Genomic DNA, 17,862 nt, shown 5'->3' with positions numbered 1-17,862 from the left:
ATCTCAAATCGCGAAACAAGCCAGCCACGGGCGCCTGTTTAAAGGTGTTTAAGGTTACTTCATGCAAGCTACAAGACCTTGCGCCATTGCCTACGGGTACGCCAGAATCCGCCGGCTTGTGCGCCTGGGGGGCCATCGGTAACTTGATTCGCGTCACTGATTGTCAGTGATCGGGTTTAGCAGCCTGTGTTAACTCAGTTGTGCGTGCATCTGTCATGCAGGTCTTTTTGTTGCCTGTGCTTGATGGTAGCTGTACGCAGGGCGCTCTCGAGCGCGCCGGATTGCTGAGTTTCCGGTCTGCTAACCTGCGTGCAGTTGCCACCCTCTTCGTTTAGCAGCCGGAGGGTTGGCACATCATTAGGACAACTCAGCATATGTTCAAAGTAACTCCAAACCCGCCGGACACCGATCCGACATCCCCCTATGAACCCGATTCAAAAAAACTCAACGAGGCCGCCGAACGTGCCCTCGCCTTTCACTTCCCCTCGATTGCCGACATCAAAGCCACGCCGCGTACTCCCGGTTCACTGTTCACCATTCACCGTGAACCCAGAAGCCACGCCCGAAACCCTGATGGTGTATCTGGTGGAAACGCTGGCGTCAGTCGACGTGATGGTCCACCAGTTGGTGGATCATCTGGACGGTGGATCGCGCAATGCCCTGCTGGGGATTTCCAACAGCGTGATGCTGGCGGAGATCACGGCGAACCGGGTGCTGGATCAGATTGATCCACGGGGGTAGGTACATAGGATCAAAAGATCGCAGCCTTCGGCAGCTCCTACAGGGAATCGCAATTCAAATGTAGGAGCTGCCGAAGGCTGCGATCTTTTGCTTTAACGGCGAACAGCCACCCGCCAAACCCGCGCCACATCGCTCGCGCGCTCTTGCAGCAAACGCGGCGCCTGGGCACAGGCCTGCTCCAGCGTCATCGGCCCGCTCGCCAAAGCGAACGCGGCGTCGATGCCATGTTCGTACAACGCCTGATAACCCTCGCCCAGCGTACCGGCAATAACGATGACCGGCACACCCTGCTGCCGGGCAATGCGCGCCACACCAAACGGCGTCTTGCCGCGCAAGGTTTGTGCGTCGAAACGCCCCTCGCCGGTGATCACCAGATCGGCGTTTTTTACCGCATCAGCCAGGCCTACCAGCTCGGCCACCACCTTGACACCGGCCTTGAATTGCGCCCCCAAAAACGCCTTCGCCCCAAACCCCAAACCGCCCGCCGCGCCACTGCCCGGCTCGTCGCGCACGTCTTTTTCCAACACGTTGGCGCAGTGTTCGGCAAAGTGTCCAAGGGCACGATCCAATTGCTCGACCTGCTCGGGCGACGCACCTTTTTGCGGACCGAAAATCGCCGAGGCGCCGTGTGGCCCACACAGTGGATTATTCACATCTGCGGCAATGTCGAAACGCACATCGGCCAAACGCGGGTCGATGTTGCTGAGGTCGATGCGTGCCAATTGCGCCAACGCCAAACCGCCCGGCGGCAGGGATTGGTTTTGGGCATCCAACAATTTCACGCCCAACGCCTGCATTGCACCGGCGCCACCATCGTTGGTCGCACTGCCGCCAATCGCCAGGATCACCCGTTGCGCACCGGCATCCAGCGCGGCGCGGATCAATTGCCCGGTCCCGAAGGTGCTGCTGATGCATGCATCACGCTGAGCCAGAGGGACCAACTGCAACCCGCTGGCTTCGGCCATTTCGATAATCGCGGTGTGGCTATCGGGCAACCAGCCCCAAGCGGCATTCACCGTAGCCCCTAAAGGCCCGCGCACCTCATTGCGGCGCAGTTCGCCATCGCACGCCGCCAGGATCGACTCGACAGTCCCTTCCCCGCCGTCGGCCATCGGGCATTTGATCAGTTGCGCATCAGGCCAGACCTGGGCCAATCCCAATGCAATGGCATCGGCCACGCCTTGGGCGCTGAGGCTGTCCTTGAACGAATCGGGGGCGATCACGATTTTCATGGGAATTCTCCAGTTCCAATGCCCACATGCTGCCAGCCGCCATGAACAATAACGCCGGGCCGCTGCACAAGCGGTGTTGAGGATTATTGTTCATTTCCACAAAGCCCGTGGCAGACGCGATACCTGTGGGAGCGGGCTTGCTCGCGAAGACGGCGTGCCAGCGACATCAATGCGGACTGACACACCGCTATCGCGAGCAAGCTCGCTCCCACAGGGAATGTGTATGGTTCAGGGGTTCGTGTCTGGCTCGGGCAACAGTTGCACCCCCAGATACAACGCCAGCATGCCGTCCAATCTTAGTGGATCAACTCCGCTCAGCTCGGCAATCCGCTCCATGCGGTAGCGCAGGCTGTTGCGGTGAATGCCCAGTGCATCGGCGCAGGCCTGGCTCTGGCCGTCGTGTTCACACCAGCTGCGCAGGGTTGCCAGCAACTGGCCGTTGTTGTCCTTGGCAATGACCTTGCGCAGCGGATTGAGCAGTTCGTCGAGGGCGTCGTCGTTGCGGTGGCGCCAGAGCATCACCGGCAGCCGATAGCGGTTGAGCGTCAGCAATCGCGAGCGCGGCAACACCTCGCGCCCGTAGGCCAGCAAGTCACCGACCCGGCGATAGCAGCGCCGCAAGCCCGAAAGGCCATCGGCCTGCCCGCCCACGGCAATGCGCAGGATGTTCCAGCCCAGGCCGTCGAGCTTGTCCAGCAAGCGCTCGTTCTCCACCGTCTGGCTTGCCGGCCGGCACCAGAGCAACGAGGTCTTGGCCGAGCTCACGCACCAACTGTCGGGGTGGCGGCTGGTCAACCAGGCGCTGAGGGCCTCGACGGTTTGCCCTGGCGCGTGCTCAAGTCCCAGTTCGAACAGGTACGGCACCCGGGTCATTTGGGGCTTGAGGCCCAACTGCTGCGCTTCATCGACCAGTCGCGGCGCATCCCCGGCTTCGCTGAGCAACAACGCCAGCAGATCATCGCAGCGCTGGCGCCGCCATTGTTGCTCGGCCTGCTGGTTGCGCTGGCCCACCAGCATCTCGGCGGTCATGCGCACCAGTTCGGCGTAGGTGCGCAGTTGCTCGGGTTCGCCGGTGATGCCCAATACACCGATCAGACGCTGGTCCAGCATCAGCGGCAGGTTGATGCCCGGCTGCACGCCCTTGAGATGAATCGCTGTCTGCGCATCGATCTCCACCACCCGGCCATTGGCCAAAACCAGTTGCGCGCCTTCATGCCGGGTGTTGACCCGATCCGGCTCGCCGCTGCCCAGGATCAAGCCCTGGCTGTCCATGACGTTGACGTTGTACGGCAGGATAGCCATCGCCCGGTCGACGATGTCCTGGGCCAGGTCGTGATCGAGTTCAAACATGCAAGTGATCCTTGAAGACAGTGATGGAACGGGTTGTTCACCCGCACAGGCCTTGGTTGCAAACCCTGTGCTCAGGCACAAAGACAGCCACCCTGGGGGTGGTCGAGACTCTCTGGGCGATCAACGTTACCCTTTGCATCGCAAAAAATCATAATAAAGAGAGAGCCGCCATGACCCAGAGCGCCGTAGCGTCCGACGCCATCGCTGACGACAAAAATGCCGTCTACAAGCGCATTACCCTGCGCTTGATCCCCTTCATTTTCATCTGCTACCTGTTCAACTACCTCGACCGGGTAAACGTTGGATTTGCCAAACTGCAGATGCTCGATGCGCTGAAGTTCAGCGAAACCGTGTACGGCCTCGGCGCCGGCATCTTCTTTATCGGCTATGTACTGTGCGGCGTGCCAAGCAACCTGGCGTTGACCAGATTCGGCCCACGGCGCTGGATTGCGCTGATGATGATCACCTGGGGCACCCTGTCGACCTGCCTGCTGTTCGTCACCACGCCGACCGAGTTCTATACCCTGCGCCTGTTCACCGGCGCGGCCGAAGCCGGGTTCTTCCCGGGCGTGGTGTTGTACCTCTCGCAGTGGTTCCCGACCTTCCGCCGTGGCCGCATCATGGCGCTGTTCATGTCGGCGATCCCGGTCTCCGGCCTGCTCGGCAGCCCGTTCTCCGGCTGGATTCTCAATCACTTCGGCGCAGGCCAAGGCGGTCTCGCCGGCTGGCAGTGGATGTTCCTGCTGCAAGGCATTCCCACCGTCATCCTCGGTGCGCTGGCTTACTTCCTGCTCAGCGACAGCTACGCCAACGCCAAGTGGCTGACCCCGTTCGAGCGTTCGGTACTGGAAGCCGACCACGCCGAAGATCTGGAGAACAAGCCGAAAACCACGACCGATTCGCTGCTGGCGGTGTTCAGGAACCCGGCGATCTGGGCCTTCGGCCTGATCTATTTCTGCATCCAGAGTGGCGTGTACGCGATCAACTTCTGGCTGCCGTCGATCATCAAGAACCTGGGCTTCAGCGATAACCTGGTGATCGGCTGGCTCAGTGCGATTCCGTACCTGCTGGCCGCGGTGTTCATGCTGATCGTCGGCCGTTCGGCGGACCTGCGCCAGGAACGTCGCTGGCATCTGGTGGTGCCGATGCTGATGGGCGCGCTGGGGCTGCTGATCGCGGTGAACTTCGCCGCCAACCCGGCCATCGCGATTCTCGGCCTGACCATCGCCACCATGGGCGCCCTCACCGGCCTGCCGATGTTCTGGCCGGTGCCGACCGCCCTGCTCAGTGCGGGCGCCGCGGCTGGCGGCCTGGCGCTGATCAACTCCATGGGGCAAATGGCCGGCTTCCTCAGCCCGTACCTGGTGGGTTGGGTCAAGGACAGCACCGGCTCGACCGATGCGGCGCTGTACCTGTTGGCGGGTGTGATTGTCGGCGGCAGTCTGCTGGCGTTGCGCATGACCCGTACCTTGCGCGCCTAATCAGCGAAGATCAAAAGATCGCAGCCTGCGGCAGCTCCTACACAGCAATGACATACAGCCTGTAGGAGCTGCCGCAGGCTGCGATCTTTTTCGTTTGCCATGTCCAACAATTTTGGTATCTGATTGAGCCTTTCCCACTGGTAAAAGGATTTGCTCATGAGCTACCGCACGCTGGGTCATTCGGGTCTGCAGGTGTCCACCCTGACCCTGGGCACCATGATGTTCGGCGAACAGACCAGCGCCGAAGATTCCCTGCGAATCATCGACAAGGCCTGGGACCAGGACATCAACTTCATCGACACCGCCGACGTCTACACCAACGGCCGTTCCGAAGAAATCGTCGGCGAAGCCATCGCCAGCCGCCGCCATGAATGGGTGCTGGCCACCAAGGTCGGCTTCGGTCCCGTGGATGGCGTCCCCAACCGCAGCGGCTTGAGTCGCAAGCACCTGTTCAACGGCATCGATGCCAGCCTGACGCGCTTGGGCACCGACTACCTCGACATCTATTACCTGCACCGCGAAGACCACAATACGCCGCTGGAAGTCACGATCTCGGCCATCGGCGATTTGATTCGCCAGGGCAAAATCCGCTATTGGGGCCTGTCCAACTACCGTGGCTGGCGCATCGCCGAAGTCATCCGCGTGGCCGACAAACTGGGGGTTGACCGGCCGGTGATCAGCCAGCCGCTGTACAACATCGTCAATCGCCAGGCTGAAACCGAGCAGATCACGGCGGCGCACAACTACGGTCTGGGCGTGGTGCCCTACAGCCCGTTGGCGCGCGGTGTGCTCAGCGGTAAATACGCGCCGGATGTGAAACCGGACGCCAGCAGCCGAGCCGGACGCCAGGACAAACGCATCCTGGAAACCGAATGGCGAGTCGAGTCCTTGCACATCGCCCAGCAGATCCAGCAATACACCCGGCAGCGTGGCGTCGGCATCGTCGAGTTCGCGATTGCCTGGGTGCTGAACAACAGCGCCGTGACCTCGGCCATTGTCGGGCCGCGCACGGAGGAGCAATGGGACGCCTACACTAAGGCGCAGGCGGTGAAGATCACGGCCGAGGACGAGGCGTTCATCGATTCGCTGGTGACGCCGGGGCATGCGTCGACACCGGGGTTCAATGATGTGAGCCATTTTGTGTCGGGGCGTACACCGCGCAGTACCTGAAGAAATAGAAAACCAATGTGGGAGCGGGCTTGCTCGCGAAGGCGGAGTGTCAGCCACATCAATGTTGTTTGACCCACCGCTTTCGCGAGCAAGTCGAATCGTCGCACCGCCGCTCCCACAGTTGGTCCGTGTTGATTGATCGGTCAATATTCGCCTGAAAAACCACGTATCCTCTGCGCCCGTTTAAATCTCACTCAAAATCACGCGAGGACAGCTTGTCTAAAGGTATCGCTCTATCGGTTTCAGCCTCGGTGCTGTTTGCCGTCATGTATTACTACACGTCGCTGCTCACCCCCTTGAGCGGCGTGGAAATCTTCGGTTGGCGCATGCTGCTGACCGTCCCGTGCATGACCGTGTTCATGGTGGTGTCCGGGGAATGGAAACGCGTGGTGGAGATCGTTCGGCGCGCCATGGCCAATCCGAAACTGATGGGTGCGTTGATCGCCTCCTCGGCCCTGCTCGGCGTGCAATTGTGGCTATTCATGTGGGCGCCGTTGAACGGCTACAGCCTTGATGTATCCCTCGGCTATTTCCTGCTGCCGCTGACCATGGTCTTGACCGGTCGCCTGGCCTACGGCGAACGCCTGTCCTATCTGCAAAAAGTTGCCGTGGTGTTCGCCTGCCTGGGGGTGGTCAACGAGGTGTATCAGGTCGGTGGGTTTTCCTGGGCGACCTTGCTGGTCTGCGTGGGTTATCCGGCCTACTTCGTCTTGCGCAAACGGCTGGCGGCGGACAACCTCGGTGGCTTGTGGCTGGACATGGCATTGACCCTGCCGGTGGCGTTCTGGTTCGTCCAGAGCGGCGCGCAAGGTTTTGGTGTGTTTGAACAGCACCCATGGTTGTCGCTGTTGATCCCCATGCTCGGCGTGATCAGCGCATCGGCACTGGTGGTCTATATCATTGCCAGTCGCCTGCTGCCGTTCAGCCTGTTCGGTTTGTTGAGCTATGTCGAACCGGTGTTGCTGCTGGGTGTGGCGTTGCTGTTGGGAGAGAGCATCAAGGCCGGCGAATGGCTGACCTACATCCCGATCTGGATGGCGGTGCTGGTGCTGGTGTTCGAAGGGTTCAAGCATCTGGTACGCCAGCGCAGGCCTTAACGCAAAAGATCGCAGCCTTCGGCAGCTCCTACATGGTTTGCATTCCCTGTAGGAGCTGCCGAAGGCTGCGATCTTTTGATCAAAAAAAACCGGTCAACGACCGGTTTTTTTACATCGGCTTAGTCCGTGGACAAAACACCACGACGCACCTGGTCACGCTCGATGGATTCGAACAGCGCTTTGAAGTTGCCTTCGCCGAAACCGTCGTCGCCCTTGCGCTGGATGAACTCGAAGAACACCGGCCCCATCAGGGTTTCCGAGAAGATCTGCAGCAGCAGACGCTTGTCGCCCGAATCGGACGATCCGTCCAGCAAGATGCCTCGCGCCTGCAGTTCCCCCACCGGCTCGCCGTGGTTCGGCAAACGGCCTTCGAGCATTTCGTAGTAAGTTTCCGGCGGCGCGGTCATGAAGCGCATGCCGATGCTTTTCAGGTGGTCCCAGGTCTTGATCAGGTCATCGGACAGGAACGCAACGTGCTGGATGCCCTCGCCGTTGAACTGCATCAGGAACTCTTCGATCTGCCCCGCGCCCTTGGACGACTCTTCGTTCAGCGGGATGCGGATCATGCCATCGGGTGCGGTCATGGCCTTGGAGGTCAGGCCGGTGTACTCGCCCTTGATGTCGAAGTAGCGGATTTCGCGGAAGTTGAACAGCTTCTCGTAGAAGTTGGCCCAGTAGGCCATGCGACCGCGATACACGTTGTGGGTCAGGTGATCGATGATCTTCAGGCCGGCGCCGACCGGATGGCGGTCCACACCTTCGATGAACACGAAGTCGATGTCATAGATCGAGCTGCCTTCGCCGAAACGGTCAATCAGGTACAGCGGCGCACCACCGATGCCTTTGATCGCCGGCAGGTTCAGTTCCATCGGGCCGGTTTCGATGTGGATCGGCTGGGCGCCGAGTTCCAGGGCACGCTTGTAGGCTTTTTGCGAATCCTTGACGCGAAACGCCATGCCGCACACCGACGGACCGTGCTCGGCCGCGAAGTACGAGGCCACGCTGTGGGGTTCGTTGTTGAGGATCAGGTTGATCGCGCCCTGGCGGTACAGGTGCACGTCCTTGGAACGGTGGGTCGCCACCTTGGTGAAGCCCATGATCTCGAAGATCGGCTCCAGGGTGTTCGGGGTCGGCGATGCGAGCTCGATGAATTCAAAGCCCATCAGGCCCATTGGGTTTTCGTATAAATCTGCCATGGTCGGCGCCTCATCATTTTTTTATCAATTAACAAAGGTTAGTTGTAAACAATGCTGAGACCGGTGGGTGGCGCACAGGAGATGCCCCGCACACTGCGGGCGAGAAAGTCACCGTAGATCAGTTGAAACCCGAATATCTTCATTGTCGACCCAAGGCTCTTGCGGGCGAGGCTTCTGCTGCCAGAAGACGATTATTATTGTATGCGTAACCGGATTCTACACAGCGTAAATCGATTTGTCCGCCTTCTGTATCAAATCCCCTTTTTCCATGCCCGCGCAAGGGGTTTGTTGCAGAGGAAAATCCCCGCCAGTATCAACCCGCCACCCAGGCACATGGCCAGCGTCAGCGGCTCATCCAGCAGCAGCGCGCCGAGGATCACCGCCGTCAACGGGTTCAAGGCAATGAACACCCCGGAACGGGTCGCACCGATCTTGCGGATGCCGTCGTAGTAGCCGATGTACGCCAGCGCCGAACCCAGCACGCCCAGGTACAAAAGGCTCAACCATTGCTGCGCACCGAGCTGGGCGATGGCGGCGACACTCACCTCACCGCGCGCGATGCAGGTGACCCAGAGCATGCCGGTGCCCAGCAGGATCGACCAGGTCACGGTTTGTACCGGTCCCAGGCTGTGATTCAGTTCTTTGGAGAACAGCGAGTAGACACCCCAGCCAAGGACACAGCCGAAAATCAACAGATCACCGAGCCAGGCACCGGCACCGCCGGCCAGTAGTTGCGGGTCGCGACTGACGATCACCATGCTCGCGCCGGTCATGCAGATCGCGATGCCGGCGACTTTGGCCCGGTTCAAGCGCTCCTTGAACAACAGCCAGGAAGCCAGGCCGATCACCGCCGGGTTCAGCGCCACGATCAAGGACGCCCGTGAAGCGCTGATGTAATGCAGGCCATAAAAGAAGCACAGGTTGTAAAAGAAGATCCCGAAAAAGCCAAGCAAAAGCAATTGCAGCCATTGCCGGGGGCTGGGCCGGACCAGCGGTGTCCGCGCCATGCGTATAAACAGCAGCAACGCCACGCTGGCCAGCAGAAACCGCAGGCTGGCCGCCAGTAGCGGACTGAGGCCGACGGCCAGATAGCGCCCGGCGACGAAGGTGCCACCCCACACCATGGTGACCGCCGCCAGTTTCAGATACACCGGCCGATCCGAGGGTTTTGACAGGCTTTGCTCACAGATCGTCATGGATTCCAGGACCGGATAGTGAAGAGATGCCGTATCATTCGGCTAATACCCAGTCATCGTAAAATGAGCAAACACTCATGACCCTCACTCAGCTGGAGATTTTCTCCCTGGTGGCCGAACTCCACGGCTTCACGGCTGCGGCCAATCGCCTGGGTATTTCCCAATCGGCGGTTTCCCATGCGTTAAAGTCCCTGGAACTGGAGTTGGGTGTCGAACTGTTGCGCCGGCATCAATCCCAGGTCGAACTGAGCGACATTGGCCAGCAGTTGTTGCTGCGCGCCCGGGCGATGCTCGGCCTGGCCAACACCCTGCGCCAGGAAGCGGCCGATGCGCGGGGCATGAAACGCGGCACGCTGCGCATCGGCTCCTTCGGCCCGACCTCGTCGATCAAATTGCTGCCGTTGATTCTGCAGCAGTACCGCGCCGCCCATCCCGGCATCGAGGTGCATATCGACGAAGGCCCTGACCGCCAGGTGCTCCAGTGGCTGGAGGAACGACGGATCGACATCGGCTTTGTGGTGTTGCCCGAGGAGCGTTTCGACACGGTCCCGTTGATTGAGGACCAGATGGTCGCGCTGCTGCCCGCTGGACACCCGTTGGCGAATCACGACAGCTTGAGCCTGAAGAACCTGTGCGATTTCCCGTTCGTGTTGACCGAGGCCGGTTCTTCGGAGCTGGTTTCACGCCTGTTCACAGCGGCCCGACTGACGCCCAACATCCGTTATCGCTGCTCGCAGTTGATCAGCACCCTGGATGTCGTCGCTCGTGGCGACGGGGTAACGGTGGTTGCCGAAGGTTCATTGCCCGATCAGATTGACCGCCGCTGGGTGAAGAAACCGCTGTCGCCGGCCGTGTTGCGCCAGGTCGGCCTGGCGGTACTCGATCGACGCCAGGCATCACCCGCGACGCTGGCCTTTATCAAGCTGGCCGAAAGCCTTGACTTGCATTGAGCGGCATAACCGCCAACGGCCAACTATCATGGCCCGTACCCGAACTCTTCATGGGAGGCGTTTGCCCCGCCAACAATTGAGAGCCTTACTTCTTCGTGACAGGACTCGCGAATGCCGTTGAAAACCAAAACCCGCAGTCGCAGAAAAAAAATTGCGATCACCCTGATCAGTGGCTTGCTCCCGGTGCTGCTGGGGGCCGCCATTCTTTACATGCAAGCAGGGCGTGCGCTCCAACAAGACACCCAGCAAACCGCCGAAGAAGCGATTCGCCAGTTCGACCTGATGCTCGACAACAATGCCCAGGCCGCTCGTGAATTGCTGCCGCTGGCGGGGCAAAGTTGCAGTGACGTCAAACTGGCCCTGCGCGAGCAGGTCACTCGCCGCCCCTTCGTGCGTTCCACCAGTCTGGTGTGGGACAACAACCTCTATTGCAGCTCTCTGTTCGGCGACTACCAGGAGACGGTCAACCCCGGTGACTACACCCAGGGCGCCTTATGGCTCATGAGCGGCAATCAGGTAACGCCCAACACCGCCTTGCTGGTGTACCGCCTGAGCGAAGGAAATAAAGGCGCGCTGACGACCCTCGATGGTTATCACTTGAGCAATATCCTGCGTTTGATCGGCCGCAAGACCTTGCTGTTGCTGCAAGTTGGCCCGAACTGGTTGTCCGCCGACGGCAAGTTTCATACCGGCGCTACGCCTGAGTTGCCCGTTGCGCAAAGTCGCCTGACCTCCGGGCACTATGCGTTTGCCGTGGAAGCCGGTTTCCCCGAAGGTGAAACCTGGCGCTACATGAGAAGCGAATATCCGCCGCTGTTCAGCCTGCTGATTTTCTTCGGCGTGATTGCCGGGGCAATCAGTCACTTCCTGCAAAAGCGCTCATCGTCACCCACCTATGAAATGCAGCGGGCACTGGAAGCTAAAGAGTTCATTCCGTATTTCCAGCCCGTGGTGCAGGGCGACAACAAAAGCTGGTCCGGCGCTGAAGTGCTGATGCGCTGGCAACATCCAAAGGAAGGCCTGGTGCGTCCGGATCTGTTCATTCCGTTTGCCGAGCACTCCGGGCTGATCGTACCGATGACCCGCTCACTGATGAGACAAACCGCCGCCCTGCTCGCACCGCTATCGGCCAGTTTCAACAAGCCGTTTCACATTGGCATCAACATCACCGCGAGCCATTGCCAGGACCTGGAACTGGTCAAGGATTGCCGCGAGTTTCTCGATGCGTTCGAACCAGGCTCGATCCATCTGGTACTGGAACTGACCGAGCGCGAATTGATCGAGCCCACGGCCATCACCCTGCAACTGTTCGAGCAACTCCGCGAACTGGGCGTGAAAATCGCCATCGACGACTTTGGCACGGGCCACTCGAGCCTTGGCTACCTAAGGCAGTTCAATGTCGATTTCCTGAAAATCGACCAGAGTTTTGTCGCCATGATCGGCATCGATACACTCACTAGCCACCTACTTGACAGCATCATCGAACTGGCGGTCAAACTCGACCTTGCCCTGGTGGCCGAAGGTGTCGAAACCCGCGAGCAGAGTGATTACCTGAGCGCTCATCAGGTCAACTTCCTGCAAGGTTATCTGTTCGGCAAACCCATGCCCGGCGCGGAATTCATTAGTGCATTAAGCGACCATTAACTCGCAGATTTAATCGCCAAAACAAACGATTAGCCGCACCATTTTGAATCAAAAGACTACTGACGTTACATGAAGAAAAAGACAGGATTTACTCTTGGCCAATTAACTACTACAATTTTTCATGCCTGCGCTAAATTGGCAGGTGAGCCACTATCACCGAGTCGCTTCAAGGCTCTTGGCTTATAGCTTTGTTTGCGGTTGGTATCAGCCAAACACACTATTGGAGTAAAGATATTGTCCAGACTCGCTGAATTTCGTGCAGCCGAAAAGGCCCTTCAAGAACAGCTCAAGCAGTTGGAATCCCTGAAGAACGATGCCGGGCTCAAGAAAGAAATCGAATTCGAAGAAAAGCTCCAGGGCTTGATGAAAACCTATGGCAAGAGCCTGCGCGACATCATCGCCATTCTCGACCCTAACCCGGCAAAATCCGGCCTGCAGCAGGCAGCACCTAAAACCCGCCGTGCCCGTGTGGTCAAGGTTTATCAGAACCCGCACACCGGCGAGCTGATTGAAACCAAGGGCGGCAACCACCGCGGCCTGAAAGCCTGGAAAGAACAGTACGGTGCAGCCACCGTTGATTCCTGGCTGCGCGGCTAACTCTCGCGGCAACAAAAAAAGCCCTGCTCGTGCAGGGCTTTTTCATGGGCCATCTAAAACCCCGGGCGGACACCGCACAATTACCTGACTGCCACCAACTTTGTGCTTAATCCATTTGGATATCTAAAATTTTCTTCATGCATCGAAAAAGCACTGTCGTTGACTAAAGTTTCAAGCTGTTACGGGCTGCGTCTATTTCATCCTGGCTCGCCTTATAAGCCTCGGCCTGCCCTGCGTAGGAAAGAACATAGGCCTTATCGGCATCCACTGCGGCCACCAATGTTTGCGAAAGCACATGCCGGCCGTTTTGCGTGATGGTGCAGGTTGTTTCCAGCGCGGCCAATCGACTCAAGGTAGTGGAATGAATGCGCGTACAGACACTTTGATACCCGCCCTGAAAGAAGTCTTTTTGAACCGACTTGCGCATCTCCAGCAATACGCCCTCGAGGTTTACCTGGTGATCGCTTTGCACCGGGCTCATGGTCAACTCCATCACCATGAGCGGCGATCCATCCCGATCATTTTTCACCGCACGCTGGCGACTGACCCCCGACGCCGATTCAGGCACTTCTTCGACTTGCCAACCTTCCGGCCAGGTCACTACTGGCGCATCGGCGCGAGCAACGCCAGCCAGCGAAAACACGCTCAGCAGGATGAACAGCAGGTTACGAAATCGAATCATTGCAATGGGCACTCAAGGATCAAGCGGTAAAGTCTGGGCCCAGGCCGCCTGTCAGGCAATAGCCGACTGTTTGGGTTTGGTGATGTCCGAAGCCTTGCGTATCATTGTCGCCATTCGTTAGCCCACATATTTCCCGGAGGGCCCATGAGCCTGCACGAATTGAACACCTTCCCCGGCGTCACCGCCCAACCGGACGCCGCCACGCAGAAGTTTGTTTTCAACCACACCATGCTGCGGGTCAAGGACATCACCAGATCCCTGGACTTCTACACACGCATCCTGGGTTTTACCCTGGTGGAAAAACGCGACTTCCCGGAAGCCGAGTTCAGCCTGTATTTCCTGGCGCTGGTGGATAAGAACCAGATCCCGGCCGACGCCGCCGCGCGCACCGAGTGGATGAAATCGATCCCCGGCATCCTGGAACTGACCCACAACCACGGCACCGAGCACGATGCGGAGTTCGCCTACCACAATGGCAACACCGACCCACGCGGTTTCGGCCACATCTGCATCTCGGTACCGGATATCGTCGCCGCCTGCGAGCGCTTTGAAGCACTGGGCTGCGATTTCCAGAAGCGCCTGAGCGATGGCCGCATGAAGAGCCTGGCGTTCATCAAGGACCCGGACGCCTACTGGGTCGAGATCATTCAGCCGGCTCCGCTGTAAAACAGAATCAAAAGATCGCAGCCTGCGGCAGCTCCTACAGAGATCGGTGTAGGAGCTGCCGCAGGCTGCGATCTTCAGATCCATAAAAAAACCATGATCAATCATGGTTTTTTTTATTTTCAGCACCAGGCTTTATGCCGGGGCGGAAGTCCGGATCAAGTGATCGAAGGCGCTCAACGAAGCCTTGGCACCCTCACCCAGCGCAATCACGATCTGCTTGTACGGCACAGTGGTCACGTCGCCGGCGGCGAACACGCCCGGTACCGAGGTTTCACCGCGAGCGTCGACGATGATCTCGCCACGGGGCGACAACTCGATGGTGCCTTTGAGCCAATCGGTGTTGGGCAACAGACCGATCTGCACAAAGATCCCTTCCAGCTCCACACTGCGCAATTCGTCGCTCTGACGATCCTTGTAGCGCAGGCCGTTGACCTTCTGGCCGTCGCCGGTGACTTCAGTGGTTTGCGCACTGGTGATCACGGTAACGTTCGGCAGGCTGTGCAACTTGCGCTGCAATACCGCATCGGCGCGCAACTGCACGTCGAACTCCAGCAGCGTGACGTGGGACACGATACCGGCCAGGTCGATGGCCGCTTCGACGCCGGAGTTGCCGCCGCCAATCACCGCCACGCGCTTGCCCTTGAACAGCGGGCCGTCACAGTGCGGGCAGTACGCAACGCCTTTGTTGCGGTATTGCTGCTCGCCCGGCACGTTCATTTCACGCCACCGTGCGCCGGTTGCGAGGATCACGGTCCTGGCCTTGAGCTTCGCGCCGCTGGCGAAGTGAACTTCGTGCAACTCACCTTCTTTGCCGGTGATTAATTTGTCTGCGCGTTGCAGGTTCATGATGTCCACGTCGTACTGCTTGACGTGCTCTTCCAGGGCCACGGCGAGTTTCGGCCCTTCGGTTTCCTGCACCGAGATAAAGTTCTCGATGGCCATGGTGTCCAGCACCTGACCACCAAAACGTTCGGCCGCGACACCGGTACGGATGCCTTTACGGGCCGCGTAGATCGCCGCCGAAGCACCGGCCGGGCCACCGCCGACCACCAGCACATCAAAGGTTTCCTTGGCGCTGATTTTCTCGGCCTGGCGTTCGATGCCGCTGGTGTCAATCTTGGCGAGAATTTCTTCCAGGCCCATGCGGCCCTGACCGAAGTTCACACCGTTGAGGTAGATGCTGGGGACCGCCATGATCTGGCGCTCATCGACTTCAGCCTGGAACAGCGCGCCGTCGATGGCGACATGGCGAACGTTCGGGTTCAGTACCGCCATCAGGTTCAGCGCCTGGACCACGTCCGGGCAGTTCTGGCAGGACAGCGAGAAGTAAGTCTCGAAGGTGAACTCGCCCTTGAGCGAGCGGATCTGTTCGATCACTTCGACACTGGCCTTGGACGGGTGGCCGCCGACCTGCAGCAGCGCCAACACCAACGAAGTGAATTCGTGGCCCATCGGGATGCCGGCGAAACGCAGGCTGATATCGGCTCCCGGGCGATTGATCGAGAACGACGGCTTGCGTGCATCATCGCCGTTATCGAGCAAGGTAATCTGGGTGGAAAGACTGGCAACGTCTTTCAACAGTTCGAGCATTTCCCGGGATTTCGCACCGTCGTCGAGAGAAGCAACGATCTCGATCGGTTGGGTGACCCGTTCCAGGTACGATTTCAACTGGGCTTTAAGATTGGTGTCCAACATACGGGCGATTTCCTTGAATTCTTGAGGCAAAAAAACGCCCGAGCGAATCTCGCCCGGGCGTTTTTATTGGGCGGTGCAACTTGCTTAGAAGGTGCGCAAGTGCGCCCTGATGAAGCGCGTCACAGACTTAGATCTTGCCGACCAGGTCCAGGGACGGCGCCAGAGTGGCCTCGCCTTCTTTCCACTTGGCCGGGCAAACCTGGCCTGGGTGAGCGGCGACGTACTGGGCAGCCTTGATCTTGCGCAGCAGCTCGGAAGCGTCACGGCCTACACCGCCGTCGTTCAGTTCAACGATCTTGATCTGGCCTTCAGGGTTGATCACGAAGGTGCCACGATCAGCCAGGCCAGCGTCTTCGATCAGCACGTCGAAGTTGCGGGAGATGGCGTGGGTCGGGTCGCCGATCATGGTGTACTGAATCTTGCCGATGGCTGGCGAAGTGTTGTGCCAGGCAGCGTGGGCAAAATGGGTGTCGGTGGAAACGCTGTAGATCTCGACGCCCAGCTTCTGGAACGCGTCGTAGTTGTCGGCCAGGTCTTCCAGCTCGGTCGGGCAGACGAAGGTGAAGTCGGCCGGGTAGAAGAACACCACAGACCACTTGCCTTTCAGGTCAGCGTCCGAGACTTTTACGAAGTCGCCATTTTTGAATGCGTCAGCTTTGAACGGTTTAACTTGGCTGTTGATGATAGGCATCGTTGACTCTCCGTCAGGGGTTAAGAAGTTGATGGAGAGAACTTTACCCACTCGACGAACGGAAGGCTCATTGGCAAACCTGATGCCGCTGATTGGCTTTCGCTATTAGCCAGCGGTATTAATAGAAGAAAACGGTATCTAGGGGGTGTTCTCAATTAGTTTCCCCTCCGCGTTGTGCCTTAAAGCTGGCCAGGCAAGGCGTAGGCCGCTGGGAATGGTTGTTCCCTTTCCAAGGCCTGCAACGCAGCATGGCCAGCTTTAAGGCATAACCCGAAGGGCCGGGCCTGCTGTTGTGCAGGGCTGTGTTGCTCGAAGCTGATTTGGAATGACCAAACTGCGCTTCTCGCGCCTTGCCCTGCACAACAGCAGACCCGGCGCGGAGGGGAAACTAATTGAGAACACCCCCTAGGGTGACACCGGCTTTTCCGTGATGCGCGCCATGCCGAGGAACGGACTGGCTTCGATGTAACGCATGGCCGACTTCATGTCCTTCCAGCCCACATAGCTCATCAGCGACTTCAGATCCCAGCCACTCTGATGCGCCCAGGTAGCAAAACCGCGACGCAAGGAGTGGCTGGTATAGAGCTCGCCAGCGATACCTGCCCGCGCCAACGCCTGACGCAATAACGGAATCACACTGTTGCCGTGCAGTCCCTCCTCGCCCAGATGCCCCCAGCGGTCGATGCCACGGAACACCGGCCCGCGCACCAGTGCCGCCTCGGCAATCCAGTCGATATAAGCCTGCACCGGACACAAGCGTTGCAAGGCTGGCGTCTGATAGGTCTTGCCGAGGTTGTCGCGATCACTCTTGCTGCGCGGCAGATAGAGACTGATGCCGGAACCGGCGCTGGCCTGCACGTGTTCCACCTGAAGCCGACACAACTCATCACTGCGAAAGCCGCGCCAGAAGCCCAACAGGATCAAGGCCATGTCGCGCCGGGCCCGCAGCAACCCCGGTCGGTCGCCCTCGGCCCTGGCGACTTGCACTTCTCGCTCCAGACAACTGACCACCTGTTCCAGGTGTCGAAGCTGCAAGGGTTCGGCTTGTTTTTCCTGGGCCGGGTGCAGCGCGCGAATACCCTTGAACACCTTGCGAACCACTGGCGCCTTGGTGGGGTCGGCAAAACCCTGGCTGTTGTGCCACTGCGCCAATGCCGACAAACGCAGTTTCAGCGTATTGATCGACAACACCCCGGCATGGGCCACCAGGTAGCGCGCCACGCTGTCGCCGGTGGCTGGCAGGAAACCGCCCCACGTCACTTCGAAGTGTTCGATGGCTGCCCGATAGCTACGCCGGGTGTTGTCACGCGTTGCGGCTTGCAGGTAACGATCCAGCTCTGTCATGGGGTCAACTCTTGAATTCATACCGCTTTGACGGGTCAAAAACCGGTATTGGGTGTATCACACGGGGTAATACCAGTATATCCCGTGTCAGTTGCATTCAGCATTTAACTTTATGATTTGAATGGTACAA

General features: G+C 59.1%; 15 protein-coding genes and 1 pseudogene. 8 read left to right on the top strand and 8 right to left on the bottom strand.

What is annotated here, in order from left to right:
- Nucleotides 1-374: 374 nt before the first annotated feature.
- Nucleotides 375-741 (top strand): annotated as a pseudogene (locus ACM6IT_RS02335) (DUF6124 family protein).
- A 92-nt stretch (nucleotides 742-833) separates the two neighbouring features.
- On the opposite strand, the gene ACM6IT_RS02330 reads toward ACM6IT_RS02335, so the two are convergent.
- Both ACM6IT_RS02330 and ACM6IT_RS02325 read right to left on the bottom strand, forming a co-directional pair.
- The gene (locus ACM6IT_RS02330; protein ID WP_414917400.1) at nucleotides 834-1,973 is read right to left on the bottom strand and encodes a glycerate kinase; all 1,140 of its coding nucleotides are present in this window, start codon (nucleotides 1,971-1,973) and stop codon (nucleotides 834-836) included.
- Nucleotides 1,974-2,201: 228 nt separating this feature from the next.
- On the bottom strand, nucleotides 2,202-3,323 hold the full coding sequence (locus ACM6IT_RS02325; RefSeq protein WP_414917399.1) for a sugar diacid recognition domain-containing protein: 1,122 nt from the start codon (nucleotides 3,321-3,323) through the stop codon (nucleotides 2,202-2,204).
- Nucleotides 3,324-3,493: 170 nt separating this feature from the next.
- Between ACM6IT_RS02325 and ACM6IT_RS02320 the strand changes: the two genes are divergently transcribed.
- The 3 genes from ACM6IT_RS02320 (at nucleotide 3,494) to rarD (ending at nucleotide 7,071) form a co-directional block, all read left to right on the top strand.
- On the top strand, nucleotides 3,494-4,804 hold the full coding sequence (locus ACM6IT_RS02320) for an MFS transporter (protein ID WP_414917398.1): 1,311 nt from the start codon (nucleotides 3,494-3,496) through the stop codon (nucleotides 4,802-4,804).
- Nucleotides 4,805-4,960: 156 nt separating this feature from the next.
- Nucleotides 4,961-5,974 carry an aldo/keto reductase gene (locus ACM6IT_RS02315; RefSeq protein WP_414917397.1) on the top strand — a complete coding sequence of 338 codons (1,014 nt, stop codon included), beginning with the start codon at nucleotides 4,961-4,963 and terminating at the stop codon, nucleotides 5,972-5,974.
- Nucleotides 5,975-6,189: 215 nt separating this feature from the next.
- Complete coding sequence (rarD, locus tag ACM6IT_RS02310) at nucleotides 6,190-7,071, top strand: EamA family transporter RarD (protein WP_056724522.1); 882 nt, start codon at nucleotides 6,190-6,192, stop codon at nucleotides 7,069-7,071.
- 119 nt (nucleotides 7,072-7,190) lie between these two features.
- Here rarD and hppD read toward each other — a convergent pair whose 3' ends face one another.
- On the bottom strand, nucleotides 7,191-8,267 hold the full coding sequence (gene hppD, locus ACM6IT_RS02305) for a 4-hydroxyphenylpyruvate dioxygenase (protein WP_056724520.1): 1,077 nt from the start codon (nucleotides 8,265-8,267) through the stop codon (nucleotides 7,191-7,193).
- A 251-nt stretch (nucleotides 8,268-8,518) separates the two neighbouring features.
- Complete coding sequence (locus tag ACM6IT_RS02300) at nucleotides 8,519-9,463, bottom strand: DMT family transporter (RefSeq protein ID WP_414917396.1); 945 nt, start codon at nucleotides 9,461-9,463, stop codon at nucleotides 8,519-8,521.
- Nucleotides 9,464-9,540: 77 nt separating this feature from the next.
- On the opposite strand from ACM6IT_RS02300, the gene ACM6IT_RS02295 reads away from it, so the two are divergent.
- From ACM6IT_RS02295 to ACM6IT_RS02285, 3 genes are all read left to right on the top strand, one after another.
- Complete coding sequence (locus tag ACM6IT_RS02295; RefSeq protein ID WP_056724516.1) at nucleotides 9,541-10,413, top strand: LysR family transcriptional regulator; 873 nt, start codon at nucleotides 9,541-9,543, stop codon at nucleotides 10,411-10,413.
- Nucleotides 10,414-10,524: 111 nt separating this feature from the next.
- Nucleotides 10,525-12,057: an EAL domain-containing protein gene (locus tag ACM6IT_RS02290; protein ID WP_056724514.1), complete on the top strand. Its 1,533-nt coding sequence runs from the start codon at nucleotides 10,525-10,527 to the stop codon at nucleotides 12,055-12,057.
- Between the two features lie 234 nt (nucleotides 12,058-12,291).
- Nucleotides 12,292-12,654: a histone-like nucleoid-structuring protein, MvaT/MvaU family gene (locus ACM6IT_RS02285; protein ID WP_008065377.1), complete on the top strand. Its 363-nt coding sequence runs from the start codon at nucleotides 12,292-12,294 to the stop codon at nucleotides 12,652-12,654.
- Nucleotides 12,655-12,817: 163 nt separating this feature from the next.
- On the opposite strand, the gene ACM6IT_RS02280 is transcribed toward ACM6IT_RS02285, so the two are convergent.
- Complete coding sequence (locus ACM6IT_RS02280; RefSeq protein WP_056724513.1) at nucleotides 12,818-13,336, bottom strand: DUF4946 domain-containing protein; 519 nt, start codon at nucleotides 13,334-13,336, stop codon at nucleotides 12,818-12,820.
- Between the two features lie 144 nt (nucleotides 13,337-13,480).
- Here ACM6IT_RS02280 and gloA point away from each other — a divergent pair, with 144 nt between their 5' ends.
- On the top strand, nucleotides 13,481-14,002 hold the full coding sequence (gloA, locus tag ACM6IT_RS02275) for a lactoylglutathione lyase (protein WP_056724511.1): 522 nt from the start codon (nucleotides 13,481-13,483) through the stop codon (nucleotides 14,000-14,002).
- Between the two features lie 132 nt (nucleotides 14,003-14,134).
- Here gloA and ahpF read toward each other — a convergent pair whose 3' ends face one another.
- The 3 genes from ahpF to ACM6IT_RS02260 all read right to left on the bottom strand — a co-directional run bounded on the left by ahpF (nucleotide 14,135) and on the right by ACM6IT_RS02260 (nucleotide 17,732).
- The gene (gene ahpF / locus ACM6IT_RS02270; RefSeq protein WP_414917395.1) at nucleotides 14,135-15,697 is read right to left on the bottom strand and encodes an alkyl hydroperoxide reductase subunit F; all 1,563 of its coding nucleotides are present in this window, start codon (nucleotides 15,695-15,697) and stop codon (nucleotides 14,135-14,137) included.
- A 127-nt stretch (nucleotides 15,698-15,824) separates the two neighbouring features.
- Complete coding sequence (gene ahpC / locus ACM6IT_RS02265) at nucleotides 15,825-16,388, bottom strand: alkyl hydroperoxide reductase subunit C (RefSeq protein WP_010460707.1); 564 nt, start codon at nucleotides 16,386-16,388, stop codon at nucleotides 15,825-15,827.
- Nucleotides 16,389-16,793: 405 nt separating this feature from the next.
- Complete coding sequence (locus ACM6IT_RS02260; RefSeq protein WP_414917394.1) at nucleotides 16,794-17,732, bottom strand: site-specific integrase; 939 nt, start codon at nucleotides 17,730-17,732, stop codon at nucleotides 16,794-16,796.
- Between the last annotated feature and the right edge of the window lie 130 nt (nucleotides 17,733-17,862).

The sequence above is a fragment of the Pseudomonas sp. IT-P4 genome, from assembly GCF_949767755.1.
Classification (GTDB): domain Bacteria; phylum Pseudomonadota; class Gammaproteobacteria; order Pseudomonadales; family Pseudomonadaceae; genus Aquipseudomonas; species Aquipseudomonas monachiensis.
Note: the sequence above shows the minus strand (reverse complement) of the source record. Positions and strands in the feature narration are given on the sequence as shown.